29 protein-coding genes are annotated in these 25,590 nt (G+C 55.5%); 15 read left to right on the top strand and 14 right to left on the bottom strand.

The genetic code is table 11. From position 1 onward, the window contains the following. Positions 1-5: 5 nt before the first annotated feature. Positions 6-680, bottom strand: coding sequence for a transcriptional repressor LexA (gene lexA, locus HHJ17_RS05875; RefSeq protein WP_296498866.1), 675 nt, complete (start codon positions 678-680; stop codon positions 6-8). Between the two features lie 93 nt (positions 681-773). Between lexA and HHJ17_RS05870 the strand changes: the two genes are divergently transcribed. Further along, positions 774-1,796 carry an asparaginase gene (locus HHJ17_RS05870; protein WP_296498863.1) on the top strand — a complete coding sequence of 341 codons (1,023 nt, stop codon included), beginning with the start codon at positions 774-776 and terminating at the stop codon, positions 1,794-1,796. On the opposite strand, the gene adk is transcribed toward HHJ17_RS05870, so the two are convergent. From adk to HHJ17_RS05835, 7 genes are all read right to left on the bottom strand, one after another. Continuing rightward, positions 1,797-2,453 carry an adenylate kinase gene (adk, locus tag HHJ17_RS05865; protein ID WP_296498861.1) on the bottom strand — a complete coding sequence of 219 codons (657 nt, stop codon included), beginning with the start codon at positions 2,451-2,453 and terminating at the stop codon, positions 1,797-1,799. Positions 2,454-2,578: 125 nt separating this feature from the next. After that, positions 2,579-3,334, bottom strand: coding sequence for a 3-deoxy-manno-octulosonate cytidylyltransferase (gene kdsB / locus HHJ17_RS05860; RefSeq protein ID WP_296498859.1), 756 nt, complete (start codon positions 3,332-3,334; stop codon positions 2,579-2,581). Next, positions 3,331-3,513: a Trm112 family protein gene (locus HHJ17_RS05855; protein WP_114971306.1), complete on the bottom strand. Its 183-nt coding sequence runs from the start codon at positions 3,511-3,513 to the stop codon at positions 3,331-3,333. Before HHJ17_RS05855 ends, kdsB begins: the two co-directional genes overlap by 4 nt. Beyond that, complete coding sequence (gene lpxK, locus HHJ17_RS05850) at positions 3,494-4,552, bottom strand: tetraacyldisaccharide 4'-kinase (RefSeq protein WP_296498857.1); 1,059 nt, start codon at positions 4,550-4,552, stop codon at positions 3,494-3,496. The genes HHJ17_RS05855 and lpxK overlap by 20 nt, the downstream gene beginning before the upstream one ends. A gap of 4 nt (positions 4,553-4,556) precedes the next feature. Further along, positions 4,557-4,985: a biopolymer transporter ExbD gene (locus HHJ17_RS05845; protein ID WP_296498855.1), complete on the bottom strand. Its 429-nt coding sequence runs from the start codon at positions 4,983-4,985 to the stop codon at positions 4,557-4,559. A gap of 82 nt (positions 4,986-5,067) precedes the next feature. Continuing rightward, positions 5,068-5,697 carry a MotA/TolQ/ExbB proton channel family protein gene (locus HHJ17_RS05840; RefSeq protein WP_296498852.1) on the bottom strand — a complete coding sequence of 210 codons (630 nt, stop codon included), beginning with the start codon at positions 5,695-5,697 and terminating at the stop codon, positions 5,068-5,070. Positions 5,698-5,772: 75 nt separating this feature from the next. Continuing rightward, positions 5,773-5,943: a hypothetical protein gene (locus tag HHJ17_RS05835; RefSeq protein WP_296498850.1), complete on the bottom strand. Its 171-nt coding sequence runs from the start codon at positions 5,941-5,943 to the stop codon at positions 5,773-5,775. Positions 5,944-6,046: 103 nt separating this feature from the next. On the opposite strand from HHJ17_RS05835, the gene xseA reads away from it, so the two are divergent. After that, the gene (gene xseA / locus HHJ17_RS05830) at positions 6,047-7,411 is read left to right on the top strand and encodes an exodeoxyribonuclease VII large subunit (protein ID WP_296498848.1); all 1,365 of its coding nucleotides are present in this window, start codon (positions 6,047-6,049) and stop codon (positions 7,409-7,411) included. Between the two features lie 31 nt (positions 7,412-7,442). Next, positions 7,443-8,024: a Fe-Mn family superoxide dismutase gene (locus HHJ17_RS05825; RefSeq protein WP_296498845.1), complete on the top strand. Its 582-nt coding sequence runs from the start codon at positions 7,443-7,445 to the stop codon at positions 8,022-8,024. A gap of 101 nt (positions 8,025-8,125) precedes the next feature. Here HHJ17_RS05825 and HHJ17_RS05820 read toward each other — a convergent pair whose 3' ends face one another. After that, on the bottom strand, positions 8,126-8,578 hold the full coding sequence (locus tag HHJ17_RS05820) for a DUF192 domain-containing protein (RefSeq protein ID WP_296498843.1): 453 nt from the start codon (positions 8,576-8,578) through the stop codon (positions 8,126-8,128). Between the two features lie 3 nt (positions 8,579-8,581). On the opposite strand from HHJ17_RS05820, the gene HHJ17_RS05815 reads away from it, so the two are divergent. The 4 genes from HHJ17_RS05815 (at position 8,582) to clpA (ending at position 13,486) form a co-directional block, all read left to right on the top strand. Next, positions 8,582-9,127: a hypothetical protein gene (locus HHJ17_RS05815; RefSeq protein WP_296505220.1), complete on the top strand. Its 546-nt coding sequence runs from the start codon at positions 8,582-8,584 to the stop codon at positions 9,125-9,127. Between the two features lie 168 nt (positions 9,128-9,295). Continuing rightward, complete coding sequence (gene icd / locus HHJ17_RS05810; RefSeq protein ID WP_296498837.1) at positions 9,296-10,549, top strand: NADP-dependent isocitrate dehydrogenase; 1,254 nt, start codon at positions 9,296-9,298, stop codon at positions 10,547-10,549. A gap of 165 nt (positions 10,550-10,714) precedes the next feature. Then, positions 10,715-11,077, top strand: coding sequence for an ATP-dependent Clp protease adapter ClpS (gene clpS / locus HHJ17_RS05805; RefSeq protein WP_296498834.1), 363 nt, complete (start codon positions 10,715-10,717; stop codon positions 11,075-11,077). Between the two features lie 81 nt (positions 11,078-11,158). Next, entirely contained in the window at positions 11,159-13,486 is a 2,328-nt protein-coding gene (clpA, locus tag HHJ17_RS05800) for an ATP-dependent Clp protease ATP-binding subunit ClpA (protein ID WP_296498833.1), read from the top strand. 131 nt (positions 13,487-13,617) lie between these two features. On the opposite strand, the gene HHJ17_RS05795 is transcribed toward clpA, so the two are convergent. After that, positions 13,618-14,661 (bottom strand): extracellular solute-binding protein, encoded by a 1,044-nt coding sequence (locus HHJ17_RS05795; RefSeq protein ID WP_296498830.1) that lies wholly within the window; start codon positions 14,659-14,661, stop codon positions 13,618-13,620. Between the two features lie 155 nt (positions 14,662-14,816). On the opposite strand from HHJ17_RS05795, the gene HHJ17_RS05790 reads away from it, so the two are divergent. After that, positions 14,817-15,644: a patatin-like phospholipase family protein gene (locus HHJ17_RS05790; protein ID WP_296499114.1), complete on the top strand. Its 828-nt coding sequence runs from the start codon at positions 14,817-14,819 to the stop codon at positions 15,642-15,644. Between the two features lie 2 nt (positions 15,645-15,646). Here the strand turns inward: HHJ17_RS05790 and HHJ17_RS05785 are convergent, their stop codons facing one another. Then, the gene (locus HHJ17_RS05785) at positions 15,647-16,849 is read right to left on the bottom strand and encodes an ABC transporter substrate-binding protein (protein WP_296498827.1); all 1,203 of its coding nucleotides are present in this window, start codon (positions 16,847-16,849) and stop codon (positions 15,647-15,649) included. Positions 16,850-16,920: 71 nt separating this feature from the next. Then, entirely contained in the window at positions 16,921-17,151 is a 231-nt protein-coding gene (locus tag HHJ17_RS05780) for a hypothetical protein (protein ID WP_296498825.1), read from the bottom strand. Between the two features lie 213 nt (positions 17,152-17,364). Between HHJ17_RS05780 and pstS the strand changes: the two genes are divergently transcribed. The 7 genes from pstS to phoR all read left to right on the top strand — a co-directional run bounded on the left by pstS (position 17,365) and on the right by phoR (position 24,013). Beyond that, the gene (pstS, locus tag HHJ17_RS05775) at positions 17,365-18,408 is read left to right on the top strand and encodes a phosphate ABC transporter substrate-binding protein PstS (RefSeq protein ID WP_296498822.1); all 1,044 of its coding nucleotides are present in this window, start codon (positions 17,365-17,367) and stop codon (positions 18,406-18,408) included. 107 nt (positions 18,409-18,515) lie between these two features. Further along, the gene (pstC, locus tag HHJ17_RS05770; protein WP_296499111.1) at positions 18,516-19,481 is read left to right on the top strand and encodes a phosphate ABC transporter permease subunit PstC; all 966 of its coding nucleotides are present in this window, start codon (positions 18,516-18,518) and stop codon (positions 19,479-19,481) included. After that, positions 19,478-20,362, top strand: coding sequence for a phosphate ABC transporter permease PstA (pstA, locus tag HHJ17_RS05765; RefSeq protein ID WP_296498820.1), 885 nt, complete (start codon positions 19,478-19,480; stop codon positions 20,360-20,362). Before pstC ends, pstA begins: the two co-directional genes overlap by 4 nt. Before the next feature lie 36 nt (positions 20,363-20,398). Continuing rightward, positions 20,399-21,178, top strand: coding sequence for a phosphate ABC transporter ATP-binding protein PstB (gene pstB / locus HHJ17_RS05760; protein WP_296498818.1), 780 nt, complete (start codon positions 20,399-20,401; stop codon positions 21,176-21,178). A gap of 9 nt (positions 21,179-21,187) precedes the next feature. Then, the gene (gene phoU / locus HHJ17_RS05755) at positions 21,188-21,889 is read left to right on the top strand and encodes a phosphate signaling complex protein PhoU (RefSeq protein ID WP_296498815.1); all 702 of its coding nucleotides are present in this window, start codon (positions 21,188-21,190) and stop codon (positions 21,887-21,889) included. Beyond that, positions 21,886-22,608 (top strand): phosphate regulon transcriptional regulator PhoB, encoded by a 723-nt coding sequence (phoB, locus tag HHJ17_RS05750; protein ID WP_296498813.1) that lies wholly within the window; start codon positions 21,886-21,888, stop codon positions 22,606-22,608. Before phoU ends, phoB begins: the two co-directional genes overlap by 4 nt. Positions 22,609-22,654: 46 nt before the next feature. Beyond that, positions 22,655-24,013 (top strand): phosphate regulon sensor histidine kinase PhoR, encoded by a 1,359-nt coding sequence (gene phoR / locus HHJ17_RS05745; RefSeq protein ID WP_296498811.1) that lies wholly within the window; start codon positions 22,655-22,657, stop codon positions 24,011-24,013. Positions 24,014-24,029: 16 nt separating this feature from the next. On the opposite strand, the gene HHJ17_RS05740 is transcribed toward phoR, so the two are convergent. Together HHJ17_RS05740 and HHJ17_RS05735 are read right to left on the bottom strand one after the other, a co-directional pair. Further along, the gene (locus HHJ17_RS05740) at positions 24,030-24,908 is read right to left on the bottom strand and encodes a carbon-nitrogen hydrolase family protein (RefSeq protein WP_296498809.1); all 879 of its coding nucleotides are present in this window, start codon (positions 24,906-24,908) and stop codon (positions 24,030-24,032) included. Beyond that, positions 24,905-25,579 (bottom strand): GNAT family N-acetyltransferase, encoded by a 675-nt coding sequence (locus tag HHJ17_RS05735; protein ID WP_296498806.1) that lies wholly within the window; start codon positions 25,577-25,579, stop codon positions 24,905-24,907. The genes HHJ17_RS05740 and HHJ17_RS05735 overlap by 4 nt, the downstream gene beginning before the upstream one ends. Positions 25,580-25,590 lie beyond the last annotated feature (11 nt).

The following is a 25,590-nucleotide window of genomic DNA, read 5'->3' as shown; positions in this document are numbered from 1 at the left end:
TGCGTCTACATCAGCATGGTGTTGCGAATGAGGCCAACGGCAAGCCCCTCAATTTCAAACGGTTCACCGGGTTCCACCACGATGGTCTGGTAGTCGGGATTTTCGGGATGCAGCTCAATCACGTTTTTGTTGCGCCGAAAGCGTTTAACCGTTACTTCATCGCCCAGGCGCGCTACCACAATCTGGCCATTCTTGGCCTCTTTGGTGGACTGCACCGCTAGCAAGTCGCCGTCCATGATGCCCGCGTCACGCATGGACATGCCGCGCACCTTGAGCAGATAGTCAGGCCTTTGCTGGAAGAGACTGTTCTCCAGGAAATAGGTCTGCTCAATGTGCTCTTGCGCGAGAATGGGGGAGCCGGCGGCGACCCGTCCAATCAACGGCAACGTCAGCTGGTTCAGACTCGGACTCGAAAGGGAGAATTGCTTGTTACGGGATTCATTGATGGAGCGGAGCGTGTCACTTTTGAGGCGGATCCCGCGCGACGTGCCGCTGACCAGTTCAATCACGCCTTTGCGCGCCAGGGCCTGCAAGTGCTCTTCGGCCGCGTTGGCGGATTTGAAACCCAATTCGGAGGCGATCTCGGCCCGGGTCGGCGGGGCGCCGGTGCGTGTAATGGCGCTCTGGATGAGCTCCAGAATCTGTTGCTGGCGGGCGGTGAGTTTGGGGCTTTCAAGCATGACAACTCCTTCAAAGTTCAGTAGGTCTTACTGTTGGTCTATACACACTGTCTTGATATCCAGTAACTGTATTTTTAACCAGTTTATAAAACTATGCAAGTGACGTCGACCGATCTGTTTGAAAAAGTTGTTGTTTTGGGGACCGGGGGAACGATTGCCGGCACGGCGCCCAGCGCGTCCGACAACCTTGGCTACACGGCCGCCCAGGTGGGCGTGAGCCAATTGCTGGACGCTATTCCCGGCCTGTCGAAAGTGCTGGCCGGGCGCTCGCTGCTGAGCGAACAGGTTGCCCAAATTGACAGCAAGGACATGAGTTTTTCGGTGTGGCAGCAGCTGGCTCTGCGGGTGCAGCACCACCTGACGCAGCCTGACGTGCAGGGCGTCGTCATCACACACGGCACCGATACGCTGGAAGAAACGGCGTATTTTTTGTATGCCGTGCTACCGGTAGTGCTGCTGGCGCGCAAACCGGTGGTGTTGACCTGCGCCATGCGGCCGGCTTCCAGCGCGGCGCCGGATGGTCCCCAGAATGTGATGGACGCCGTGGCGGTGGCGATCACGCCCGGCGCGTGCGGCGTGGTGGTGGTCTGTGCCGGCACCCTGCATGGGGCGGTGGCGGTGCAAAAGGTGCATCCTTACCGGCTCGATGCTTTCAATTCCGGCGACGCGGGGCCTTTAGGCTATGTGGAGGAAGGCGGCGTTAGATTGGTAAGAAATTGGCCTCTAGCCCCCGTCGATAGTGAGCAAGTTGCTATTGAATTAATAGCAAATGTAAGCTGCTGGCCGCGCGTGGAAATCGTGATGAACTATGCCGGCGCCAACGGTGCCCTGGTGGATGCGCTGGTTGCCCCGGTCTGCCCGACTCTGCCAGTGGGCGGACCACAGGATGCGCAACCGGTGCGTGGGCTGGTCGTGGCCGCCACCGGCAACGGCACGGTGCATCGCGATCTGGAAGCGGCCTTGATCAGGGCGCAGACGGCGGGCGTGAAAGTCGTACTGGCCACCCGTTGCCCCTTCGGGCGCGTGTTGCCCGGGTTGGGCCGCACATTTCCCGATTCGCAGGGGTTGTCGCCGGTGAAGGCGCGGGTGGCGTTGATGCTGGCGTTATTGCCTTGATCAGGCCGCCAGTGCGGCAAATGCCCGGGCGGTGATTTCGTTGACGCCGCCGGTGCCGCTGATGGCGCAGTATTTTGGCGCAGCAAGCGGCTCGGCCTTGGCCCAGCTGGCGTAGTAATCGACCAGCGGGCGCGTTTGCGCGCTGTACACGTCCAGCCGCTTTTTCACGGTCTCTTCCTTGTCATCCTCGCGCTGAATCAGCGGTTCGCCGGTGATGTCGTCGATTCCTTCGACTTTGGGCGGGTTGAACTTGACGTGGTAGGTGCGACCTGAAGCGGCGTGCGAGCGGCGTCCGCTCATGCGCTCGATGATGGCGTCAAACGGCACGTCAATTTCCAGCACGTAATCGAGTTTCACGCCAGCGGCCTTCATGGCGTCGGCTTGCGGAATGGTGCGCGGAAAGCCGTCAAACAGGAAACCTGCGGCACAGTCGGGCTGGGCAATGCGTTCTTTCACCAGATTGATGATCAGGTCGTCACTGACCAGACCGCCGGCGTCCATCACTTTTTTGGCTTCAATGCCCAGTGGCGTGCCGGCCTTGACGGCGGCGCGCAGCATGTCACCCGTGGAAATTTGGGGAATGCCGTATTTCTGGCAGATGAAGGTGGCTTGCGTGCCTTTACCAGCGCCGGGTGCGCCCAACAGAATGAGTCTCATGAATGTCCTTGGATTTATTGAAAATCAGACAGCATTGCCGTGGCTTTGTCCAAGCCAATGGCAATACTTCGTTTATTTCGAGAATAGCATGCAACAGCTTCTGGCTGGCTTACATTCGCCGCCACTCAGGCGTTGAACAGTCGGCGCACCCGTTCCAAGTCTTCCGGTGTGTCGACGCCGGGGCCGGGCGCATGCTGGGCGATGTGGACCGCAATTCGGTGGCCATGCCACATGGCGCGCAGCTGTTCCAGTGATTCCGTGGTCTCGATTGGGGCCTGCGGCAAGCTCGGGAACTGACGCAAAAATCCCACTCGGTAGCCATAAATGCCAATGTGGCGCAACGGCGCCGGGGTTGGCAGGACGCCGGGTTGATCCCGTCCATGCGGAATCGGCGCGCGACTGAAGTAGAGCGCCAGCCCTTTGGCATCGAGCACCACTTTGACGACATTGGGGTTGGTGAAATCCGCCCAGTTGTCGATGGCGTGCGCCGCCGTGCTCATGCTGGCTTGCGGCTGCTGGCTGAGCAATTGGGCGACGGCACCCACCAGCAAAGGATCAATCAGCGGCTCATCGCCCTGGACATTCACCACGATTTCATCGTCGGCGAGACCCAGCAACTGGCACCCCTCGGCCAGCCGGTCGCTGCCCGAGGGGTGCTCGGTGCGGGTCAGTACCGCTTCAATGCCATGGGCCTGGCAGGCGGTGATGATTTCAGGGCTGTCGGCCGCCACCACGACCCGGACCTTGCCAGCGGGGACGCTGATCGACATGACCCGCTGGGCCACCCGCACCACCATGGGCGCGCCGCCAATGTCCGCCAGCGGCTTGTTGGGCAGCCGGGTGGAGGCCAGCCGGGCCGGAATCAGAACCGTGAAACTCAAAGCCCGAGTTCCTCGTCCGTGAGCGTGCGCGCCTCGCTCTCCAGCAGGATGGGGATGCCGTCGCGCACCGGGTAGGCCAGGCGCGCGCTGCGGGAGGTTAATTCCTGCTTTTCGCGGTCATATTCCAGAGGGCCTTTGGTGACCGGGCAAACCAGCAGTTCAAGTAGTCGTGTGTCCATGGGGAGATGATAGCGTTGGGTTTTGTGGAGTGAGCAGCAGCCGTGACAGCAGGGCGTCGAACTGGGTCAAGAAGGCTGGTTCCGGGGTGAAGATCAGTGGTACTGCCAGTGCGTCCGGCAGATGCTGCCACAGCTTGACCGCGTCTTTTTCAGTACAAATAACGCTGTAGCCCCCGTATTCATTGCATAACCAGCTATTGAAATCATAGTGATCTGGCAGCGCGATGGTGCGTGCCAGCGGCAGACCCTGCGCGCGCAGCATGGTGAAGAAGTCTTCCGGCTTGGCGATGGCGGCCACGGCCAGCAGCGGTTTCGCGCCGTCAAACAGCAGTTCGGCCAGTGCAAGCTGGCGGCCATCGGCCCGCAGCGCGTGCCGGGCCAGTGTGCGTTGGGCGGTGAAGCCGGCAAACGCCGGGTGGGCGCCGGTGTGCAGTACCAGGTCAGCCGGGCGCGGCCACGGTTCGCGCAGCGGCCCGGCCGGCAGCAAATAACCGTTGCCCGTGCCGCGGTCGTCAAAAACACAAATCTCCAGGTCGCGGTGCAGACCCAGGTGCTGCAGACCATCGTCGCAGAGGATGACCTGGGTGTCCGGGTAGCGGGCCAGCAGCGCTCGCGCGGCGTCAACACGCCGGGCCGCGACAAAAACAGGCACGGCGGTGGCGCGCTGGATCAGGGCGGGCTCATCCCCCACCTCTGCAATCGGGCTGTCCGCCCGCACTTCGCGGCAGTCGGTGGCCTGACGACCGTAGCCGCGCGAGATCACGCCCACACTGACACCCCGCGCCTGCAGGTGCCGTACCAGCGCCATCACGACCGGCGTCTTGCCCGCGCCGCCAGCGACCACATTGCCGACCACGATCACCACGGCGGGGACACGCTGAACTTGGAGCCAGCCGGCCCGGTACAGCGCGCGCCGAAGCGCCGCCAGTGCGCCAAACAGCAGCGCGAGCGGCCACAAGAGCCGGGCCAGCAGCCCCCGATGCGTCCAGGCGCGGGTCAGTAGGCGCTGCAACGCCGGCGGCTGCGTGGCCTCGGTCATGGGGTTACTTGGCCCCGGTTGAGGTCGAGGACTGGGTGGCAAAGGTGATTTGGGACAGGCCGGAACGGCGGGCGGCTTCCATCACGGTGACCACGGCCTGGTGCTTGGCGCTGGCATCGGCACTGATGATCACCACCGATTCCTTGCCCGCCTTGGCACCGTCCAGCAGCGCGGCGGCGAGCGCATCCAGGCTGCGACCCGCCACTGGCACCTTGTTGACGGCATAGGCGCCGTCGCTGGTCACGGTGACCAGCACTTCTTTCGGATAGTCGCGCTGCGCGTCAGTATCGGCCACGGGCAGCGTGAGTTGCAGCTCGGTGAACTTGCTGTAGGTGGTGGACAGCATCAGAAAAATCAGCACCACCAGCAGCACGTCGATGAACGGAATCAGGTTGATTTCGGGCTCTTCACGCACCCGGTGTCGGAAATTCATGGCTGACCTCCGCCGGCTTGTCCGAAGGCAGACACGCCGCCCCGGGGGGCACAGCAGGTCAAGCGGCAAGCATGCAGCGTCATCATTTTCGCAAGGTGTTGAGGTGCCGCGCCAGCCGCTCGGAGGCCAGTTCCAGGGTCAACAGGTACTCGTCAACCCGGGCCCGAAAGTAGCGCCAGAAAATCAACGACGGAATCGCCACAATCAGGCCAAAGGCGGTGTTGTACAAGGCAATCGAGATGCCATGCGCCAATTGCGCCGGGTTACCGCCCGTGGCGCTGCCGGCCGAGGTTTGCGAACCAAAAATCTCGATCATGCCGATCACCGTGCCAAACAAGCCCATCAGCGGCGCCGCCGAAGCGATGGTCGCCAGCGCGCTCAAGTAGCGTTCCAGCCGGTGCGCGACCATGCGGCCCGCGCCTTCCATGGAGGAACGAAGCTCGTCTTCGCTGCAGCGCGGGTTGGTGTTGAGAGCCCGAAAACCACTGGCCAGCACCTCGCCCAAGGCGGAGTTTTGCTCCAGTTGGGTCACCACATCGGGCCCTGGCACCGAGGTGCGCGCAACAGTGAGCACCTCTTCCAGTAATTTAGGTGGCGCTATTTTGACGGTCTTGAGGCTGATAAAGCGCTCAATGACGAGTGCCAAAGCCAGGATAGAGCAGGCAACCAGTGGCCAGATCGGCCAGCCTGCGGCTTGTATGATTGAAAACAAATGGAATCTCCGCGCAGATGAAATGCCGCGCAATTATGGCCCACGCACCTGTTTTGTTTGACGCGATACGCGTGGTTAGGTGAATTTTTCGCCGGCGTTATTCAATGGCTCGTCATCCACAAAATCTGTGGATAACTTTGTGAGCAAGTAGTCGGAGAAGTAGCGCCAAGCCGCGCCGGGCTTGCCTTGTGACGGACTGATGACAAAATAGGCAGTGAAAAAATCAATTAAATCAAAGGCTTGCATCTTGCTCTCAAGCGTTCACCCGCCAGTTCTCATCAAGCGTGTGGAATGATGCGGCTGTGGAGAATTCAATCCCTCAATCCTGCTGGAACCCCCGTTTTTATTGATGTCTGAGCTTAAATTACCTGTCTTTGCGCCAAGAATCTGGCAAGTTGGGGCGCTATGCCGCGCCATTGCTGACGCGCTGGAGGCCAAGTTCAATCCCGTCGCCGTGCGCGGCGAGATTTCGGGCTTCTCGCGTGCGTCCAGTGGGCATTGTTACTTTTCCCTGAAAGACGAAAGCGGTCAGATTCGGTGTGCCATGTTTCGCCGGGCCGCCACTTTGCTGGATTTTTCACCACGCGACGGCGAACTGATCGAGGTCCGCGGCCGTCTGGGCGTGTACGAGCCCCGCGGCGATCTGCAACTCATTGTGGAAAGCATGAGTCGGGCCGGGCAGGGCGCGCTGTTTGAGCAATTTCTCAAGCTCAAGGCCAAGCTGGAAGCGGAGGGCCTGTTTGAGGCGGCCAGAAAACGAGCGCTGCCGCTAATGCCGCGCGCCATTGGCGTGGTGACCTCACTCGGTGCGGCCGCCTTGCATGATGTGATGACGGCCCTGCAGCGGCGCGTGCCGAACATCCCGGTGGTGATTGCTCCGGCGGCGGTTCAAGGCGCCAATGCGCCGGCTGAGTTGATCAAGGCGCTATCAAACTTATATCTGCTTACGCAGGAAGGACGGGGGCTGAAGCCTGATTTTACTAAAAAAGTCAAGAAGAACGGTGCTGTCACGGAGCCCGTCATTGATGTCATTTTGCTGGTGCGCGGGGGCGGCTCGATGGAGGATTTATGGTCCTTCAATGACGAGCAACTGGCACGCATGCTGGTGCAAAGCCCGGTGCCCATCGTCTGCGGTGTCGGGCACGAGACCGACTTCACCATTGCCGATTTTGTCGCTGATCTGCGGGCACCGACGCCCACGGCGGCGGCCGAGCTGGTGGCGCAGCCGCGCGAGGTCTGGCTGGGCGCGATCGATGGCGCGGCGCGGCGCTTGCAGGATGCTGTGTTGCGGCGCCTTGACCAGCAAAGTCAACGGCTTGACTTGACCTCTTCCCGCTTGGGCCGACCCTCCGGACTGGTGGGGCGGCAACGTTTGCGGTTGGCGTCCAGTGCGCAGCGGTTGCAGTCTTCGTCACTTCATTTTTTGAAGCAAAAAAAGCAGGATCTGCAACAGCTGCAGACCACTTTGCCAGACGCCATGCAGCGCACGCTAAGCCGCCGGGACGAGCGGCTGCAGCGGGCCGCCTTGCGGCTGGGCTTGCTGGACCCGACCTTGGTCTTGCAGCGCGGCTATGCCTGGTTGACCAGCGCTGAAGGCGAAACCATCACCAGCGTGCGGCAAACCCATGTTGGTCAGTTGGTGAGCGCCACCCTTGCCGACGGCACGGTTGATTTGACGGTGTCACCTCCAACTGACGCAAAGTTCCTACAATAACTGATCCAAACAACAAACTCACGAGGACATCATGGAACACACTCTGCCCCCCCTGCCTTATGCGATTGACGCCCTGGCCCCGAGCTGCTCTCAGGAAACCCTGGAGTATCACCATGGCAAGCACCACAATGCTTATGTGGTCAACCTCAATAACCTGCAAAAGGGCACCGAGTTCGAGGCCATGACGCTGGAAGAGATCATCAAGAAGTCCACTGGTGGCATCTACAACAATTCGGCCCAAATCTGGAACCACACCTTTTTCTGGAACTGCATGAAGCCCAACGGCGGTGGCGAGCCTACCGGCGCGCTGGCGGCCGCGATCAACGCCAAGTGGGGCACCTACGCCGCGTTCAAGGAAGCCTTCGTCAAGTCGGCCGTGGGCAACTTCGGTTCCGGCTGGACTTGGCTGGTCAAGAAGGCGGACGGTTCGGTGGACCTCGTCAACATGGGTGCCGCTGGCACGCCATTGACCACCGCTGACAAGGCCCTGCTGACGGTTGACGTGTGGGAACACGCTTACTACATCGACTACCGCAACATGCGTCCCAAGTATGTCGAGACTTTCCTTGAAAAGCTGGTGAACTGGAGCTTTGCCGAAGCCAACTTTGCCTAAGTTTGCTTGAATCCAAAAAGCCACCTTCACGGTTGCTTTTTTATGTCTATCGACCTCTGACCCGCGTTAATGAAGCGGGATGTGCTATCTAAAATATAGCGTTATTGGGTCTCAAACGGTTTGCCAGCCAGCTTGAAACCGGCCTTGATGCCTTTTTTCCCGAACCAGCCCTGGTTCATTTCCAGTACGTAACGGACCGGCTGCGCCGAGCAGTGTGATTCGGTTGTTTGCGGCTTCATATCGGCCAGGTTGACGATGGTGCCATCGTCCGCCACAAAGGCGGCGGTCAGGGGTAGCAGCGTGTTTTTCATCCAGAAACACTGGGTCGTGGCTTGTTCAAAGACGAACAACATGCCTTCCGACTGGGGCATCTCCTTGCGGAACATCAGCCCGGTGGATCGTTGTTCCGGGGATGCGGCCACTTGTGTGTCGATCAAGTGCATGCCGGCCGAGAGTTTGATGCGTTGCAGATCCGTCTGTGGCGCATTTTGCGCGTGGCTTAAGTTGCCGAAAGCGGCTGCCAGGCTGAGAAGTCCGATTGCAATGTGTTTCATGGCTTGATTCTGACGCAACTATCAAAAAAATTCAGACAAAAAAATGCCCGCATCAGCGGGCATTTCGATCAAGGCGTCAAGAATTACTTCTTGGCATCTTCTTTCACGGCAGCAGCAGGGGCGGAAGCAGCGGCCTTCTTGGCAGGAGCGGCTTCGGCTTTAGCGGCCTTGGCAGCAGCGGCTTTTTCAGCTTTAGCAGCTTTGGCAGCGGCAGCTTTTTCGGCCTTAGCGGCTTTAGCAGCAGCGGCCTTTTCAGCTTTAGCTACTTTAGCGGCAGCGGCTTTTTCGGCTTTAGCAGCTTTGGCATCCGCCTTGGCGGGTGCGGCATCAGAAGCGGCAGCAGCAGGCGCTACAACTGCGGCTTTGGCGGGAGCAGCAGCAGGTGCTACAGCGGCAGCAGGTGCAGCGGCTTTAGCAGGTGCAGCAGCAGGAGCGTCAGCGGCGAAAGCGCCAGCAGCAAAGAGACCAGCAACCAAAGCAGCAAGAAGTTTGTTCATTTTAAATTTCCTTGAGATAACGTTATTTCAAAAAGTTCCTCCCATTTTCTGAGAGGCTTTTCCGTAACGGGGTTGGTTTGTCCCGGGTTGACAGAAAACAGTAATTTTTTGGGACTAAAATTGAAAAGCGCCTCAGAATCAGTCTGAAACCACAGTTTTAGATTAGTTCCGGCACCAAAAAAATAGCGCAAATTAAACCAATCAACGGAGATTTAAGCCCATGTATCAGCACATCAAAGTCCCTTCACAAGGCCAAAAAATTACCGTCAATGATGACTTGTCACTGAATGTGCCTGATCAGCCGATCATTCCGTTCATTGAAGGTGATGGCACTGGCGCGGATATAACCCCCGTGATGATGAAGGTGGTGGATGCTGCGGTCGCCAAGGCCTACGCTGGCAAGAAAGCCATCCATTGGATGGAAGTCTATGCGGGTGAAAAGTCCACCAAGGTTTACGGTCCTGATGTGTGGTTGCCCGCCGAAACGCTGCAAGCCCTGCGTGAGTATGTGGTGTCCATCAAGGGTCCGCTGACAACCCCTGTCGGCGGTGGTATCCGTTCGTTGAATGTGGCCATGCGCCAAGAGCTTGATCTGTATGTCTGCTTGCGCCCCATCCAGTATTTTGACGGCGTGCCCAGCCCGGTGAAAGAGCCACAGAAGACCAATATGGTGATCTTCCGTGAAAATTCGGAAGACATCTATGCCGGTATCGAGTTCGAGGCTGAGTCAGACAAGGCCAAGAAACTGATCAAGTTTCTGCAAGATGAAATGGGCGTCACCAAGATCCGTTTCCCCAATACCTCCGGTATTGGCATCAAACCTGTCTCACGTGAAGGCACCGAGCGTCTGGTGCGCAAGGCCTTGCAGTACACCATTGACAATGACAAATCCAGCCTGACCATTGTCCACAAAGGCAACATCATGAAGTACACCGAAGGTGGCTTCCGTGATTGGGCCTATGGATTGGCACAAAAAGAATTCGGCGCCGAGTTGATCGACGGCGGACCATGGTGCAAATTCAAAAACCCGAAGACAGGCAAGGACATTATTGTCAAGGACAGCATCGCAGACGCGTTCTTGCAACAAATCCTGCTTCGTCCTGCTGAATACAGCGTGATTGCCACCTTGAACCTGAACGGCGATTACGTGTCCGATGCTTTGGCGGCCCAAGTCGGCGGTATTGGCATTGCACCCGGTGCGAATCTGAGCGACACCATTGCCTGCTTTGAAGCCACCCACGGCACGGCACCAAAATATGCTGGCAAAGACTATGTAAACCCCGGTTCCGAGATTCTCTCCGCCGAGATGATGCTGCGTCATATGGGCTGGATTGAAGCGGCCGACCTGATCATCAGTTCGATGAAAAAATCCATCAACAGCAAGAAAGTTACGTATGACTTTGCTCGTTTGATGGACGGTGCGACGCAAGTCAGCTGTTCCGGTTTCGGTCAGGTGATGATCGACAACATGTAAACGCAGTCTGACTGCTACTGGCAAGGTTTGACCTCGCCAGCATCCAAACCGCTCTGGCTTGATGGCTTTGAGCGGTTTTTTTGTTGCTACTGCTTGAATGTAGAAAAACCGTCACCAATTCACCTGGGCACTGCAGTGCTTCGGTACCCTCGATAGAATGAAATCATGGTAACCAAATCTCCCGTAATTCCACCTGTTCCGCCGGTCCGCCAACCAGAGCGGGATGATGGTGACTCCGTTGTGCTTGAGAGGCGAACGCAGAAGGTTCAGCCACCGCAGATGTACCAGGTCGCCATGCTCAATGACGACTACACCCCGATGGAATTTGTGGTGGTGGTGATTCAGGAGTTTTTTGGTAAAGATCTAGAGGCCGCCACGCAGATCATGCTCAAGATTCATCTGGATGGGAAAGGCGTTTGTGGGGTTTATTCCAAAGATGTAGCCGCCACCAAGGTAGATCAGGTCCTGGATGCAGCCGCGAAGGCGGGGCATCCGTTGAAATGCATCAGTGAGCCCGTTGATTTCTAGGCAGATGATGTCATCTGTCTGGAATAGATATTGAAATCAGATTACAGTTAATCATCACAGCAAGGCTAAAAAGGAAATCACATGATTGCCCAAGAATTGGAAGTCAGCCTTCATATGGCATTTGTTGAGGCGCGCCAGCAGCGTCATGAGTTCATCACGGTGGAGCATTTGCTGCTCGCCTTGCTGGACAACCCCAGTGCAGCTGAAGTGTTGCGGGCTTGTTCCGCCAATATTGACGATTTGCGCAAGTCGTTGGCAAACTTCATCAAGGACAACACCCCTCAGGTGGCCGGTTCCGACGACGTTGACACGCAGCCCACCTTGGGGTTTCAGCGTGTGATTCAGCGCGCCATCATGCATGTGCAGTCCACCGGCAGCGGCAAAAAAGAAGTCACCGGCGCCAATGTGCTGGTGGCCATATTTGGCGAAAAAGATTCGCATGCCGTGTATTACCTGCATCAGCAGGGCGTGACCCGACTGGATGTGGTGAATTTCATTGCGCACGGCATCAAGAAAAGCGATCCGCCAGAGCCAACCAAATCGGGCGAGAGTCAAGCCGAAAGCGAAGAAGGTGTAGCTGAGAAAAATGAGAAGGCATCACCGCTTGAGCAATACACAGTCAACCTGAATCAGCTTGCCAAAGACGGCAAAATTGACCCGCTGATTGGGCGCGAGTATGAAGTTGAGCGCGTGATCCAGATTTTGTGCCGTCGCCGCAAGAACAACCCGTTGCTGGTTGGTGAGGCCGGCGTTGGCAAGACCGCCATTGCAGAGGGCTTGGCTTGGCGCATCACGCAAAAAGAAGTGCCTGAAATCTTGGCCGATTCAATCGTTTATTCGCTTGATATGGGCGCTTTGCTGGCCGGTACCAAATACCGGGGTGACTTTGAGCAGCGCCTCAAAGGCGTGTTGAAGTCCCTCAAGGACAAGCCGAATGCCGTTTTGTTCATTGATGAAATTCACACCCTGATTGGGGCGGGCGCGGCATCGGGTGGCACGCTGGATGCCTCCAATCTGCTCAAGCCAGGATTGAGTTCGGGTGCGCTTAAATGCATCGGTGCAACGACGTTTACCGAATACCGTGGGATCTTTGAGAAGGATGCCGCACTGTCCCGTCGTTTCCAGAAGGTTGATGTGGTCGAGCCCACCATTGAGCAGACCGTGGAAATTCTCAAAGGTCTCAAATCTCGTTTTGAAGAGCATCACAACGTCAAATACGCCGTGGCGGCATTGCAGGCTGCGGCAGAACTGAGCGCCAAGTACATCAATGACCGCCACCTGCCGGACAAGGCCATTGATGTGATCGATGAAGCGGGCGCCGCGCAACGCATTTTGCCGCCGTCCAAACGCAAGAAAATCATCAGCAAGACCGAGGTAGAGGAAATTGTGGCAAAAATCGCCCGCATTCCTCCCGCCAATGTGTCCAATGATGATCGCGGCAAGCTCAAGACGCTGGAGCGGGATCTCAAAAATGTGGTGTTCGGTCAGGACAAGGCCATTGACATGCTGGCATCAGCCGTGAAGATGGCGCGCTCTGGTCTTGGCAAGGGCGACAAGCCGATTGGCTCTTTCCTGTTCAGTGGTCCAACCGGGGTCGGCAAGACTGAGGCCGCCAAGCAGTTGGCTTACATCATGGGCATTGACCTGATTCGCTTTGACATGAGCGAGTACATGGAACGCCATGCGGTGAGCCGCTTGATTGGTGCGCCACCGGGCTACGTTGGGTTTGATCAGGGTGGTCTGCTCACCGAAGCCGTCACCAAGAAGCCGCACTGTGTTCTTTTGCTCGATGAAATCGAAAAAGCGCATCCGGATATCTTCAATGTGTTGTTGCAGGTCATGGACCACGGCACCTTGACCGATAACAACGGCCGTAAAGCCGACTTCCGTAACGTCATAATCATCATGACGACGAACGCCGGTGCAGAGGCCATCAACAAGACGGTCATGGGATTCACCAATATCCGCGAAGCGGGTGACGAAATGGCGGACATCAAGCGTCTGTTCACGCCCGAGTTCCGGAATCGGCTGGATGCCGTTGTCAGCTTCAAAGCCTTGGATGAAGTGGTCATCATGCGGGTGGTCGATAAGTTCTTGCTGCAATTGGAAGCACAGTTGGCTGACAAAAAGGTCGATGTCACTTTCACCGACAAGCTGCGCAAACACTTGGCCAAGAAGGGCTTTGATCCACTGATGGGCGCGCGTCCGATGCAGCGCCTGATTCAGGACACGATTCGACGGGCCTTGGCCGATGAATTACTCTTTGGTCGCCTGACCGAAGGGGGGCGGTTGACCGTTGACTTGGATGATAAGGATGAAAGCAAGACCGAAGTGTTGCTGGATATTCAACCCTTGCCCAAAAAAGAGGGTAAGTCCAAGCCTGAAGTGCAAGCGGCAACGGCGGGCTAAGATGAAAGTTGAGCGTGGATGTTTTGCATCCACGCTCAACAAAGAAATCCAGATCTACTTGGGTTCTTCTGGCCATCTTTCAGATGACCAGAAGAACCCCTCTTATTTGTGCGCTGTAAGTTTCTTCCGCGTTACTTGAAGCCGACACGGTCGAGCATTTGCTGAACCCTGACCTGATTCATCCCCACCGCACTGATAGGAATAGTTTCGTTTTTGAAGCTGCCGCCTGTCATCGCCATCAGCGCTGGGTTATTTATTTTGACGCCTTTAGCCGCCGGCCATTCGTTGTTGCCATTGGCAAAATGGTCTTGTGCTTGTGCGCTGGCCAGGTATTCCAGAAATTTGATGGCGTTGTCGGGATGTTTGGCGTTTTTAGCCACAGCTCCGCCAGCGATATTGACGTGTGTGCCCCAAGATGCTTGATTTGGGAAAACCACGCCCACATGGTCCATGATGGCTTTGTCTTCGGGTTTGTCTGAACGCATGATTCGGGCGAGGTAGTAGGTATTGCTCACGGCGATGCCACATTCACCCGCCGCAACTGCTTTGATCTGATCGGTGTCGCCGCCTTTGGGGGCGCGAGCCATGTTACTGACCATGCCTTTGAGCCAAGCCTCCGTTTTTACCTCGCCAAGATGCTCAAGCACGGCGCCAAACAGGGACAGGTTGTAGGGGTGTGAGCCAGAGCGAATGCAGAGTTTGCCCTTGTTTTTCGGATCACCCAATTCTTCGTAGGTGTCTACATCTTCTTTTTGAATTTTTACTTTGTTGTAAACAATGACACGGGCGCGGGTTGAAAAGCCAAACCAGGGGGATGCTCCGTCAGCCGTGGCCTTGCCGCGCAGGTTAACAGGGATGGCGTCGTTCAGGAGTTTGGACTTTACGGGCTGGAACAGTCCTTCAATTTCCCCTTTCCACAAGCGCGCAGCGTCCACTAGAAGAATCACGTCAGCAGGGGATGCGGTGCCTTCCGCTTTGAGGCGCGCAAGAATACCCGCATCATCTGCATCGACTCGATTTATCTTGATGCCCGTGGCTTTGCTGAAGTTGGTGTAGAGCGCTTCGTCCGTTGGGTAATGTCGCGCTGAATAGATATTCAGAACTTGGTCTTGCGCCGATGCGGTTGTGCAAGCGAGCAAAATAGCGCATGCAACGGGGATGTATTTTTTGAACATATGTCATTCCGTTTTGAAAAAAATAGTGGCTTAATATTAATACAAATGCGAATTATTCGCAACAAATGACTTTGATCGATACGAAATTCAATTGCTTGCCGATGGTGTTGGCGGTCATGCTGCTGGTCGGTTGTGCCTCTGGGCCCAAGCCAACGATGCCCGCAGATGCACTCCCGGTGCTGCAGGGCGAACCTAAAAAACCTTTGAGAATCGGGTTGGCACTGGGTGGTGGTGCCGCCCGGGGTTTTGCCCATATTGGTGTGATTCAAGTGTTGGAAGAAGCCGGTATACACCCCAGCCTCGTCGTGGGGACCTCTGCCGGAAGCTTGGTCGCTGCCATCTATGCCAGTGGCAAGACCGGAACCCAGTTGCAAAAAGTTGCCGAAACCATGGAAGAGGCCACTTTTACAGACTGGACTTTGCCTATTTTTAGTCGTGGCATGTTGCGCGGCGAGGCTTTGGCGCGTTATGTCAGTGTGCAGGTCAATGGTCGGCTGATTGAGAACATGCCTTTGTTATTAGGCATTGTGGCAACTGACTTGAACAGCGGTCAGGGTGTGCTGTTTCAGCGTGGAGATGCGGCCACCGCCGTGCGGGCATCGAGTGCAGTGCCCGCCTTGTTTCAGCCCGTCAAAATAGCTGGGCATGAATATGTAGACGGTGGGCTGGTGTCGCCGGTGCCGGTGCGTTACGCCCGACAAATGGGCGCGGAACTGATTATTGCCGTTGATATCTCCAGTGCCCCGGAAGCAAATGCCGCAAGCGACACCCTGCAAATCTTGATGCAAACTTTTTCCATCATGAGTAAGAGTATCAATAACTATGAGTTGCGTGAAGCCGACGTCGTGGTGCGGCCCGCATTGATCGGTGTTGGTAGCTCTGATTTTGGTGCGCGCCGCCGCGCAATTCAAGCGGGTCGGGTGGCCATGCAGGCTTTATTGCCACAGTTGAGGTTGGCTATGAACGGGCAGAAGCAACCCTAGTTTCAGCCAACAATCCGTCCGTCGGGGGTGATCATGCTTTGCGTGACGTACGATCCGCTTCGGCCTTGCGCATTAAAGCTGACACGAAACCCGTTCACATCAACCGTGTTGCGTCGTTGAAATGTCTGCAACGTACTTTGCCGCGTGGGGATACCTTCCACGGTATTCAACACTTCACTGGTATAGCGCGCAGCGATGTAGCCTGCCAGACTCTGCGGTGTAGGTGGTTCGTCATAAAGGCGCGCGAGTGTCTCTCGATATTGTTTAACGATAGGCAATGAGGCGTTAACCATCGGTACAACTTGCGTGGCCATGACGGGTGTCAGGCGTGCGGCCCCCATTTGCAGCATGGTCTGCAGGTTTACATCGGCCAAGGCGACCACATAGCGTTGCTGGGCCTGCTTGTCGATGCCCTGCGTAAACTGAACAAGTTCTGGTGTACCGCCTATGAAAAGCAGTATTCGGGGCGTGTCAGGCGTCAGGCTTTTCCCCAGCAGCGCCAGATCCCCAGTGGGCTTGTAAGACTTAAGTTTGATTTTCAAGGCGGAGCTCGCCCGCTCTACATCGTCACGGTACCGGGTGTACTCTTGCGCAGACGCGTAGATGGCGCCGAGCTCGGGCACACTCATGATGGCCAACGATTTCAGTGCTTGTGCTATTTGGTCCTGACGGGATGCAAAAATCGGGAACGTGCGATTGTCCCCATCCAGGTCTGAGTTTTGAAGCCAGGGTGCAACGTGGGCAATGTTGTGCTGATCTTGGCGCAACAATGCGACGAGTTGGCTGGCGGCACGGTCTCCAGCGGTACCGGACAAGACCACACAGTTTGGCGTTTTTTTGATCACATCAAGAGCCACACGCATGCTAGCGGAACTGCCGTCGACCTCCAGAGTTAAATGTTGGATGATGCGCCCGTTAATACCGCCTTTGGCATTGATGCCTTGCCACGCCGCGCGGGACCCGATCAAGAAGTCTCTGGATACATCCAGCTGGCTGGCGGTGTTGTCCACGATCTGGGCAACCACGAGGGTGCGTCCAATCCCAGAAGATTTGCTCGTCTGCGGCCAAACGGGCGCCGCCGCACATGCGGCCAGACCTATCGTGCCGCGCAAGATGTTGCGGCGAGTTAAAAGTGAAGGGCAAGTCATCATTTTTTGGGGTAAAACGTCATGGGTAATCCGTAGACTTAAATAAATGTCAGGCATCCGAATTTCTTGCGAGATGGGCTGACTCGCATAATTTTCAAGGTGCTCACGTGGCGGCACCTGCGCGGCATTCAAACAAAATGACCACCCAATGCTGCCGTTTGACGAGTTCGGTCGATGCGGAACAACTTGCGGAAATGCGGGCGATGGCTTTCTTTGTGCTGAACCGATGAAGTCACAATTAACCTGCTGAACAGTTCGTCCGGATTGCGGTCTTCTTGTTCTAGTTTGAACTCTTCAACCCATGAGTCAGCCGGATCAGGCCTGATGCGCCGGAGCAATTCGTCGTCATTGAAGGTCAAAGCTGGAGTCCTAAACAATTATTTGAATCAACCTGCAAAGATAAGAAGTATTCGTGTCTTTTTTGTGACAAAAGAAGGAGAATCTCGACGCCGGTGTTGTTCCGGAGGCTGGAAGATGTGGAAAAATGTCACGTTACTGTCACAAAATCTTCTTATATTTGGAAAGTCATTTAGACAAGATCTTTCAAGTAACTTAACTCCAAAGGTAAATCGATGAGAACAGGTTTTAAATTAGCCCTGATCAGCATGGCTGGCATTGCCTCTCTGTCATACATTAATTTGGCCAGTGCCCAGGAAATCACCGGCGCTGGCGCCAGCTTCCCGGCCCCGTTGTATTCGAAGTGGGCTTCGGAATACCACAAAGCAACCGGCGTGAAGATCAACTACCAATCAGTTGGATCTGGTGCCGGTATCAAACAGATTGACTCCAAAACGGTCGACTTTGGCGCTTCAGATATGCCTCTCACAGACGAGGTGCTCAAGGCCAAAGGACAGATACAGTTCCCCACCGTGATTGGTGGAACTGTGCCTGTCATCAACATCAAGGGTATTGCCCCGGGTCAGATGAAGCTTGACGGCCAAGTGCTGGGTGATATTTACCTCGGCAAGATTACCAAGTGGAATGACGCAGCCATTAAAGCGTTGAACCCTGCTCTGGCGTTACCGGATGCCACTATTGCGCCGGTTCGCCGTGCAGATGGTTCGGGAACTACATTCAACTTCACTAACTATCTAAGCCGCGTTCATCCAGAGTGGAAGGCCAAGGTTGGTGAAGGTACAGCAGTGAACTGGCCGGTAGGTGCTGGTGGCAAGGGCAATGAAGGCGTGGCTGCATTTGTAAACCGCTTGCCCAACTCGATTGGTTATGTCGAGTATTCGTATGTCAAGCAAAACAAGATGACTTACACGCTGTTGAAGAACAAGGATGGTGCATTTGTGGCGCCTGATGAAGATGCGTTCAAAGCGGCCGCTGCTGGCGCTGATTGGAACAAGTCCTTTTATCAGCTTATTACCGACCAGCCTGGCAAGAAAGCATGGCCAATTTCAACGGCAACCTTCATCTTGATGCATGTCAAGCAGGACAAGCCGGCCAATGCCACGGAAACCTTCAAGTTCTTCACTTGGGCCTACAAGAACGGCGACAAGTTCGCAAGTGATCTGGATTACGTTGCCATGCCCAGTAATGTGATCGGTTCAATTGAAAAGGCTTGGAGTCATGTGACAGACGCCGCAGGCAAGCCAGTGGCATTGAAGTAAGTGGTTTGTAAATAACCCAAACTTTTTCAAGGAGTAGGCGCGTGTCAACCACACTTCCGGCGAACCTGATACAAATTAACCAATCTGCCAAGTCTTCCGGACGTGCAATGACCAATCCTCCTTCTTTGAAATCGGCCCGCTCGGGTCCCATGGCCGATCGCATCTTTGGCTGGCTGGCCAAGGGTGCGGCCCTCTTTACGCTGGGCATGCTGATTGCCATTTTGGCGTCTTTGACCATCAGTGCCTGGCCTGCCATCAGCAAATATGGCCTTGGTTTTCTCGTCAATACCACTTGGGATCCGGTCAAGGAAGAGTTTGGTGGCCTGGTCATGATCTACGGGACGTTGATGACGTCCTTTATCGCTTTGCTGATTGCCGTACCGGTGAGTTTTGGCATCGCCTTATTTTTGACGGAGCTCGCTCCTGCGTGGCTCAAGCGCCCGCTGGGAACTGCCATTGAATTATTGGCAGCAATTCCTTCCATCGTGTATGGCATGTGGGGTTTGTTGGTGTTTGGCCCCATCTTGGCCACCTATGTGCAGCAGCCATTGCAGGCCTTGTTTTCTGATGTTCCCTATTTGGGTGCCTTTGTTTCTGGTCCCCCGGTCGGGATTGGTATTTTGTCTGCCGGCATTATTCTGGCCATCATGATCATTCCGTTTATTGCGGCCGTCATGCGCGACGTGTTTGAGGTCACGCCGACTCTCCTTAAAGAATCCGCCTATGGTCTCGGTGCCACTACCTGGGAGGTCGTTTCTACGGTGGTACTGCCTTACACCAAGGCGGGCGTGATTGGCGGCATCATGCTGGGACTTGGCCGTGCAATTGGTGAAACCATGGCAGTCACTTTCGTCATCGGTAATTTCAACCAACTCGATTCATTAAGCCTGTTTCAGGCCGCTAATAGCATCACTTCGGCTCTGGCCAATGAGTTTGCAGAAGCCGGTGAAGGATTGCACCAAGCCTCATTGATGTACCTTGGTCTGGTCCTCTTTTTTATCACTTTCGTAGTGCTAACCCTTTCCAAAATATTGCTGGCGCAGCTCAAAAAGAATGAAGGAGCCAAGACATGACAACCAGTGAGCTATTGTTGCAGTCGGCAGCGCTGGAGCAAGTCCGTCAAGCCCGGTATGCGCAGCGCAAGTTTGTCAATCGCATTGCGCTGACGCTGTCGCTGATGGCCATGGTGTTTGGCTTGTTCTGGTTATGCTGGATTTTGTTTGAGACCATTCGTTTGGGGGTGGGCGGACTGACGCTTGACACGCTCACCCAGATGACGCCGCCGCCCAATGATGCGGGTGGCCTGGCGAACGCCATTTACGGATCCTTTTTGATGGTGGTGCTGGCGACGTTTGTAGGCACGCCTATTGGCGTCATGGCCGGCATTTACCTGGCCGAATTTGATACAACAGGTTGGCTCGCCTCTGTGACTCGTTTTGTCAACGATATCTTGTTGTCAGCTCCGTCCATTGTGATTGGCCTGTTTGTTTATGCCGTGATCGTCACGCGCTTTAAATCGTTTTCTGGTTATGCCGGTATCCTGGCGCTAGCCCTGATAGTCATTCCGGTGGTGATTCGCACCACGGAAAACATGTTGCAACTGGTTCCGTCCGGTTTGCGCGAAGCCGCGTATGCACTGGGTGCGCCAAAATGGAAAGTCATTTTGAGCATCACTCTGCGGGCTGCCAGTTCGGGTGTGGTCACCGGTGTGCTGCTGGCGGTCGCTCGCATTGCAGGTGAAACGGCCCCCTTGCTTTTTACTGCACTGAGCAATCAGTTCTGGACCTCCAGTCTGGGTGAGCCAATGGCCAGTTTGCCGGTCACAATTTTCAAGTTCGCCATGAGTCCGTACGAAAACTGGCAAAAATTGGCTTGGGCGGGGGTGTTCATCATCACGATTGCTGTGCTGGCGCTCAATATTTTGGCCAGGCTTTTGACTCGAAGCAAGGCCTGAGTTAATTTCTACTAAAGATACGAAAAAATGTCAAATGTGAATACTGCAATCGAAACGCGTGAAAGGTCCAAGATTTCTGTCAAAAATCTTGATTTCTATTACGGAAAGTTCCATGCGCTGAAGAACATCAATCTGGAAATTCCTGAAAACAAAGTGACCGCCTTCATTGGCCCATCTGGATGTGGCAAATCTACTTTGTTGCGTGTGTTTAATCGCATGTTTGAGTTGTATCCTGAACAGCGGGCTGAAGGCGAAATTTTGCTGGATGGCGAAAATCTGTTGACCAGTAAAAAAGACGTCGCCCTGTTGCGTGCCAAAGTTGGCATGGTCTTCCAGAAACCAACGCCGTTTCCGATGTCGATCTTTGACAACATTGCTTTTGGCGTCAAGCTGTTCGAGTCGCTCAATACAACAGACATGGAAGAGCGCGTTGAGTGGGCTTTGCGCAAGGCGGCCTTGTGGACAGAAGTAAAAGAAAAACTGAACCAGAATGGCTCCAGCCTCTCGGGTGGTCAGCAGCAGCGTCTGTGTATTGCCCGCGGCATTGCCATCAAGCCAGAGGTCTTGCTACTGGATGAACCCTGTTCGGCACTTGACCCCATCTCTACGGCCAAAATCGAGGAGTTGATCACTGAACTGAAGAGTGATTACACCGTGGTCATTGTGACCCACAACATGCAGCAGGCGGCACGTTGCAGTGATTACACCGCGTACATGTACCTTGGTGACTTGATGGAGTTTGGTTCGACTGAACAAATGTTTTTCAAGCCAACGCGCAAGGAAACAGAAGATTACATTACCGGCCGATTCGGTTAAGGAGACACCATGCCTGAAAAACATCTATCTACCCAGTTCGACAGCGAACTCAGTGCCGTTTCAAACCGGGTCATGGAGCTCGGCGGTCTGGTTGAGTCGCAGATTCATCTGGCCATCCATGCCCTGTCGCAATTCAGTGTCGAGGTGGCGAACCAGGTCACAGAAACTGAGGCCCGCGTCAATGCGATGGAGGTCGACATCGATCGTGAGCTCTCCAGCATCATTGCGCGTCGCCAGCCCACGGCACGGGATCTTCGCTTATTGATTGCGATCTCAAAAACAACGGCCAATCTGGAGCGGGTTGGTGACGAGGCCGAGAAAATTGCCCGCATGGTGCGTTCAATTATTCAGAGTGGTTCGCCTCGTTCGTTGCCCTCCCTGGAGTTGAGAGTGGCGGCTGATATGGCTTCTGGTTTATTGCGAAAAGCGCTTGATGCGTTTGCGCGATTGGATACCGCGGCAGCGCTGTCCATTCTGAAAGAAGACGATCTGATCGACCAGGAATTCGATGGTTTTGTCCGCAAATTGATTACCTATATGATGGAAGATCCGCGCATGATTTCGCCGAGCCTGGATCTGCTGTTTCTGGCGAAAGCCATAGAGCGGATTGGCGATCATGCAAAAAATATTGCCGAGTTCATCATTTATGTGGTGAAGGGTGCCGACGTTCGCCACACCCCGATGGAACAGATTGAATCGGTGGTGAAATGAGGCATCAGCCAGGCGTCCTGATTGTCGAAGATGAGCCGGCAATTGCCGAGCTCATTGCCGTTAATCTACGCCACAACGGTTTTCGTCCGACATGGGCAATGGACAGCGCGTCAGCGCAGCTTGAACTTGATGCGGTGTTGCCGGACGTCATCCTTCTGGACTGGATGCTGCCTGGTGAGAGTGGATTGGTGCTGGCCAAACGCTGGCGTGCGAACCCTCGTACCAAGGAAGTCCCCATCATCATGTTGACGGCCCGTGGCGATGAGATGGATCGGGTTGCCGGTCTGGACGCTGGGGCGGACGATTACATCGCCAAACCATTTTCCACCAAAGAACTGCTGGCCAGAGTTCGTGCCGTGCTCCGGCGAAGAGCCCCTGAACAGGTGGGGGGCGTCGTTTCAATTGGCGCTCTGTTGCTCGATGCTTCCACTTATCGCGTGTCCTTCAATGCGCAGATGCTGAAACTGGGCCCTACCGAGTTCAAGCTGCTTCACTACCTGATGAATCATGCGGAGCGCGTTCATAGCCGTTCGCAGCTGCTGGACAAGGTCTGGGGTGATCATGTGTTTATTGAAGAGCGTACGGTTGATGTTCATGTCAAGCGTTTGCGGGAAGCTTTGGGCAGTACTGCCGGGCAAATGATTGAAACGGTGCGTGGAGCGGGTTATCGGCTGACGGCTCAATCGGCATTGGCCTCGTCTTCGCAGGCCAGCGTCTAATTCATAAAAACACCGGCTGCCATTTGTTGGCCGTATTGACCTGACCATGTTCTGGCGATTTATTTCATTTATTGCGCTTCAGCTGGTGGGTGGACTTGCCGGATGGTATGCCGTCTCGTCCATGCACGTTGCCACCAGCGAGCTGCTGGGTGTCTTGCTGGGTGTCGTCCTCGGTGCGCTAATCTGGTTCATTTGGGATCTATATCGCAGCTTGCGCTTGTTGCGCTGGTTGCGTGTGGGGGATGCCTCCGATGTTGCAATGCGCACCGGAATGTGGGGCGAAATTTCTGACCGAACCAGACGCTTGATTCGGTCCCGGGAGCAAATGACGCGCGACAGCCAGAAGCGGCTGCAGGATTTTTTGGCGGCTCTTCAGGCCTCGCCCAATGGCGTTGTTTTGATGGATTCACAGGGAAAAATTGAGTGGTTCAACCAGATGGCCGCAACACATTTTGGTTTTGACGCCCAGCGCGACATGCTGCAGCAATTCAGTAATTTGGTCCGCGACCCTGGCTTTGCCAGCTATTTTGTAAGTCATGATTACTTGCGTGAACTTGTGATGCCGGGCCGTGAAAGCACACCTGCACGACCGGTTAAATTGTCAGTGCATCTTCACCCGTATGGCGAGGGACGGCTGCTGCTGCTTTCACACGATGTCACGGCACTGGAGCAGGCGGAAGCCATGCGCCGTGATTTTGTTGCCAATGTTTCCCATGAAATTCGAACCCCACTGACGGTGTTGGGTGGATTTGTAGAAACGTTGCAAACCCTGCCATTGAGCGAGGAGGAACGTGAGCGTTATCTGGCCTTGATGGCCCAGCAGGCGGAACGTATGCAGACGCTGGTCAGTGATCTGCTTACCCTCTCGCGTCTTGAGGGCAGTCCGCCACCCAGCGTGTCCGAGTGGATGTCTATGCCGGCGCTCATGCGGCAACTTGAGCAGGAAGGCCGTGCATTGTCGGCTGTGTTAAACCCGTCTTCAGACCGGTTGCACCAGCTGGAGTTCGCTTCCTTGCTGGAAGGCCAGATTGCAGGCGCGCCCAATGAGTTGCTTAGTGCGATGAGTAATCTGGTGAGTAATGCCATCCGCTACACGCCCACAGGGGGTGAAGTTCATGTGCGCACGCTTGTATTGCCCGATGGTCGGGCCGAGTTTTCGGTGTCGGATACAGGCCCTGGAATCGCGCCCGAACATATACCGCGCCTGACAGAACGGTTTTACCGCGTTGACCGGAGTCGTTCGCGTGACACGGGTGGTACCGGACTCGGCTTGGCGATTGTCAAACATGTGTCGCAACGTCATGGTGCCGAGTTCAAAATTGAGAGCACCCCTGGCAAAGGCTCCATTTTCACGATTGTCTTTCCGGCCAGTCGCCTGCGCCTTGAGCGTGCCTCCTCTTCCTGAACTGGTAGACGTTCCGTTAGCGGGTCGAAATGATTTCAACCGAATTGTCATAGACATCGAGTCGCTTGTCGTACAGGGGAATGGTTGTGCCGTTCACCCGGTTGTTCACAAGTTTGCCCAGATCAACGTCCGCAATGACAATTTGCTCCATGTTGAGAACCCCCTCGGCCGCGATCCCATCGCGGGCGAACGGAAAATCAGACGGGGTGATGATCGCTGCTTGTCCAAAGTGCAGGCCGAGCCCTTCAACCGCCAGGTTGCCGACAGTCCCCGTCACGGCAACGTAGACTTGATTCTCGATGGCGCGAGCATGGCAGCAGTAACGGACGCGCCAGAAACCCTGCCGGTCATCGGTGCAGGAGGGGACAAAAATAATGTCAGCACCCTGTTCGCACACCATGCGCGACAACTCTGGAAACTCGATGTCATAGCAGATCAAGATGCTGATCCGGCCAAAGGGCGTGTCAAACACATTCAGGTGGTGGCCTGGGTCACCTTTCCACTTTTCTCTTTCCCAGCGGGTCAGGTGAATCTTGTTCTGGGTAAATACTTTGCCTTCTGGTGTAAATAGGTAGGCCGTGTTCAGTAATTTTCCATCGGTAATGGTGGGATGACTGCCGCCAATGATGTGAACGTTCCAATGTGACGCCAGCTCTTTAAACAGCTCGATGTAGCGACCCGTGTAATCATTCATGTTGCGCACGGCGCGCCCCAAGTCGCTGGTGTCCATGAACGACAGCAACTGTGTGGTGAAAATCTCCGGAAACATCACAAACTGGGGCTTGTAGTCCCCAGCTGCTTTCATCACAAAACGAACTTGATTTTCGAAACCGTCCCAGTCATTGATGGACCGCAACAGGTACTGTACGGCCGCGATGCGCACGGTGGTGTTCATGGTGTAGTCTCCGTTGACACATGGGCTGCGCGCTGCAAGGCCGTCGGTTGTGTTGGGTCATAGTCTGGATTGATCCATGCAATCAGCGAAGCGTGCCCGCAAGATTCATGGTCTTCGGGCAAGTAGTCGTGCATGATTCCGCAGTAGCGAAATCCTTCCCGCAACTGGAAGCTCAGCACCGGATCAGCCAGATCTCCCCAAAGAATCTTTTTTGCATAGAGTTCGACGGACATCTCTTGGGATAAGGCGTGATAGCCAGGCAGCCTTCCGCACGCAATGATGCGTCGTAGATTCAGTTGTTTGCAAATTTTGCGTCGGCCTTCATACAGCGCATGGCCCAAACGCTTGCCGCGCAGCCGAGGGTCGACAAAAACTTCGGCGCCATAGAGGGTGAAGCCTGCCGGGTTATGGGTGTTGAAAGTACCCGCCGCAGTGATTTCCTTCCAGGAGTGTTCTTCTGCCCACTCATCCCACAAAATAACCAGTGAACTTGCACAGCCCACAAGACGCCCGCCCAGAACCGCGACGAGTTGCCCTTCGGGAAAAATCTCTAGTTGATGCACCAGCTGGTCTCGCTTCCAGGGCTCGATGGTTGGGTAAACCTGCGCCTGCAGTTTAAGCAGGGCATCGATGTCGGACAGTGCCGTAGGACGGACAAGTAGCTTGGTCATCTGAGCATTAT

It is taken from the genome of Rhodoferax sp., assembly GCF_012927445.1.
Lineage (GTDB): Bacteria > Pseudomonadota > Gammaproteobacteria > Burkholderiales > Burkholderiaceae_C > Rhodoferax.
This window is presented reverse-complemented; position numbering and strand designations above follow the sequence as displayed.

Coding starts and splice junctions, on each gene's coding strand:
- lexA (WP_296498866.1), bottom strand. CDS start 680: ATGCTTGAAAGCCCCAAACTCACCGCCCGCCAGCAACAGATTCTGGAG.
- HHJ17_RS05870 (WP_296498863.1), top strand. CDS start 774: ATGCAAGTGACGTCGACCGATCTGTTTGAAAAAGTTGTTGTTTTGGGG.
- adk (WP_296498861.1), bottom strand. CDS start 2,453: ATGAGACTCATTCTGTTGGGCGCACCCGGCGCTGGTAAAGGCACGCAA.
- HHJ17_RS05855 (WP_114971306.1), bottom strand. CDS start 3,513: ATGGACACACGACTACTTGAACTGCTGGTTTGCCCGGTCACCAAAGGC.
- lpxK (WP_296498857.1), bottom strand. CDS start 4,552: ATGACCGAGGCCACGCAGCCGCCGGCGTTGCAGCGCCTACTGACCCGC.
- HHJ17_RS05845 (WP_296498855.1), bottom strand. CDS start 4,985: ATGAATTTCCGACACCGGGTGCGTGAAGAGCCCGAAATCAACCTGATT.
- HHJ17_RS05835 (WP_296498850.1), bottom strand. CDS start 5,943: ATGCAAGCCTTTGATTTAATTGATTTTTTCACTGCCTATTTTGTCATC.
- xseA (WP_296498848.1), top strand. CDS start 6,047: ATGTCTGAGCTTAAATTACCTGTCTTTGCGCCAAGAATCTGGCAAGTT.
- HHJ17_RS05825 (WP_296498845.1), top strand. CDS start 7,443: ATGGAACACACTCTGCCCCCCCTGCCTTATGCGATTGACGCCCTGGCC.
- HHJ17_RS05820 (WP_296498843.1), bottom strand. CDS start 8,578: ATGAAACACATTGCAATCGGACTTCTCAGCCTGGCAGCCGCTTTCGGC.
- icd (WP_296498837.1), top strand. CDS start 9,296: ATGTATCAGCACATCAAAGTCCCTTCACAAGGCCAAAAAATTACCGTC.
- clpS (WP_296498834.1), top strand. CDS start 10,715: ATGGTAACCAAATCTCCCGTAATTCCACCTGTTCCGCCGGTCCGCCAA.
- clpA (WP_296498833.1), top strand. CDS start 11,159: ATGATTGCCCAAGAATTGGAAGTCAGCCTTCATATGGCATTTGTTGAG.
- HHJ17_RS05795 (WP_296498830.1), bottom strand. CDS start 14,661: ATGTTCAAAAAATACATCCCCGTTGCATGCGCTATTTTGCTCGCTTGC.
- HHJ17_RS05790 (WP_296499114.1), top strand. CDS start 14,817: ATGCCCGCAGATGCACTCCCGGTGCTGCAGGGCGAACCTAAAAAACCT.
- HHJ17_RS05785 (WP_296498827.1), bottom strand. CDS start 16,849: ATGCCTGACATTTATTTAAGTCTACGGATTACCCATGACGTTTTACCC.
- pstS (WP_296498822.1), top strand. CDS start 17,365: ATGAGAACAGGTTTTAAATTAGCCCTGATCAGCATGGCTGGCATTGCC.
- pstC (WP_296499111.1), top strand. CDS start 18,516: ATGACCAATCCTCCTTCTTTGAAATCGGCCCGCTCGGGTCCCATGGCC.
- pstA (WP_296498820.1), top strand. CDS start 19,478: ATGACAACCAGTGAGCTATTGTTGCAGTCGGCAGCGCTGGAGCAAGTC.
- phoU (WP_296498815.1), top strand. CDS start 21,188: ATGCCTGAAAAACATCTATCTACCCAGTTCGACAGCGAACTCAGTGCC.
- phoB (WP_296498813.1), top strand. CDS start 21,886: ATGAGGCATCAGCCAGGCGTCCTGATTGTCGAAGATGAGCCGGCAATT.
- phoR (WP_296498811.1), top strand. CDS start 22,655: ATGTTCTGGCGATTTATTTCATTTATTGCGCTTCAGCTGGTGGGTGGA.
- HHJ17_RS05740 (WP_296498809.1), bottom strand. CDS start 24,908: ATGAACACCACCGTGCGCATCGCGGCCGTACAGTACCTGTTGCGGTCC.
- HHJ17_RS05735 (WP_296498806.1), bottom strand. CDS start 25,579: ATGACCAAGCTACTTGTCCGTCCTACGGCACTGTCCGACATCGATGCC.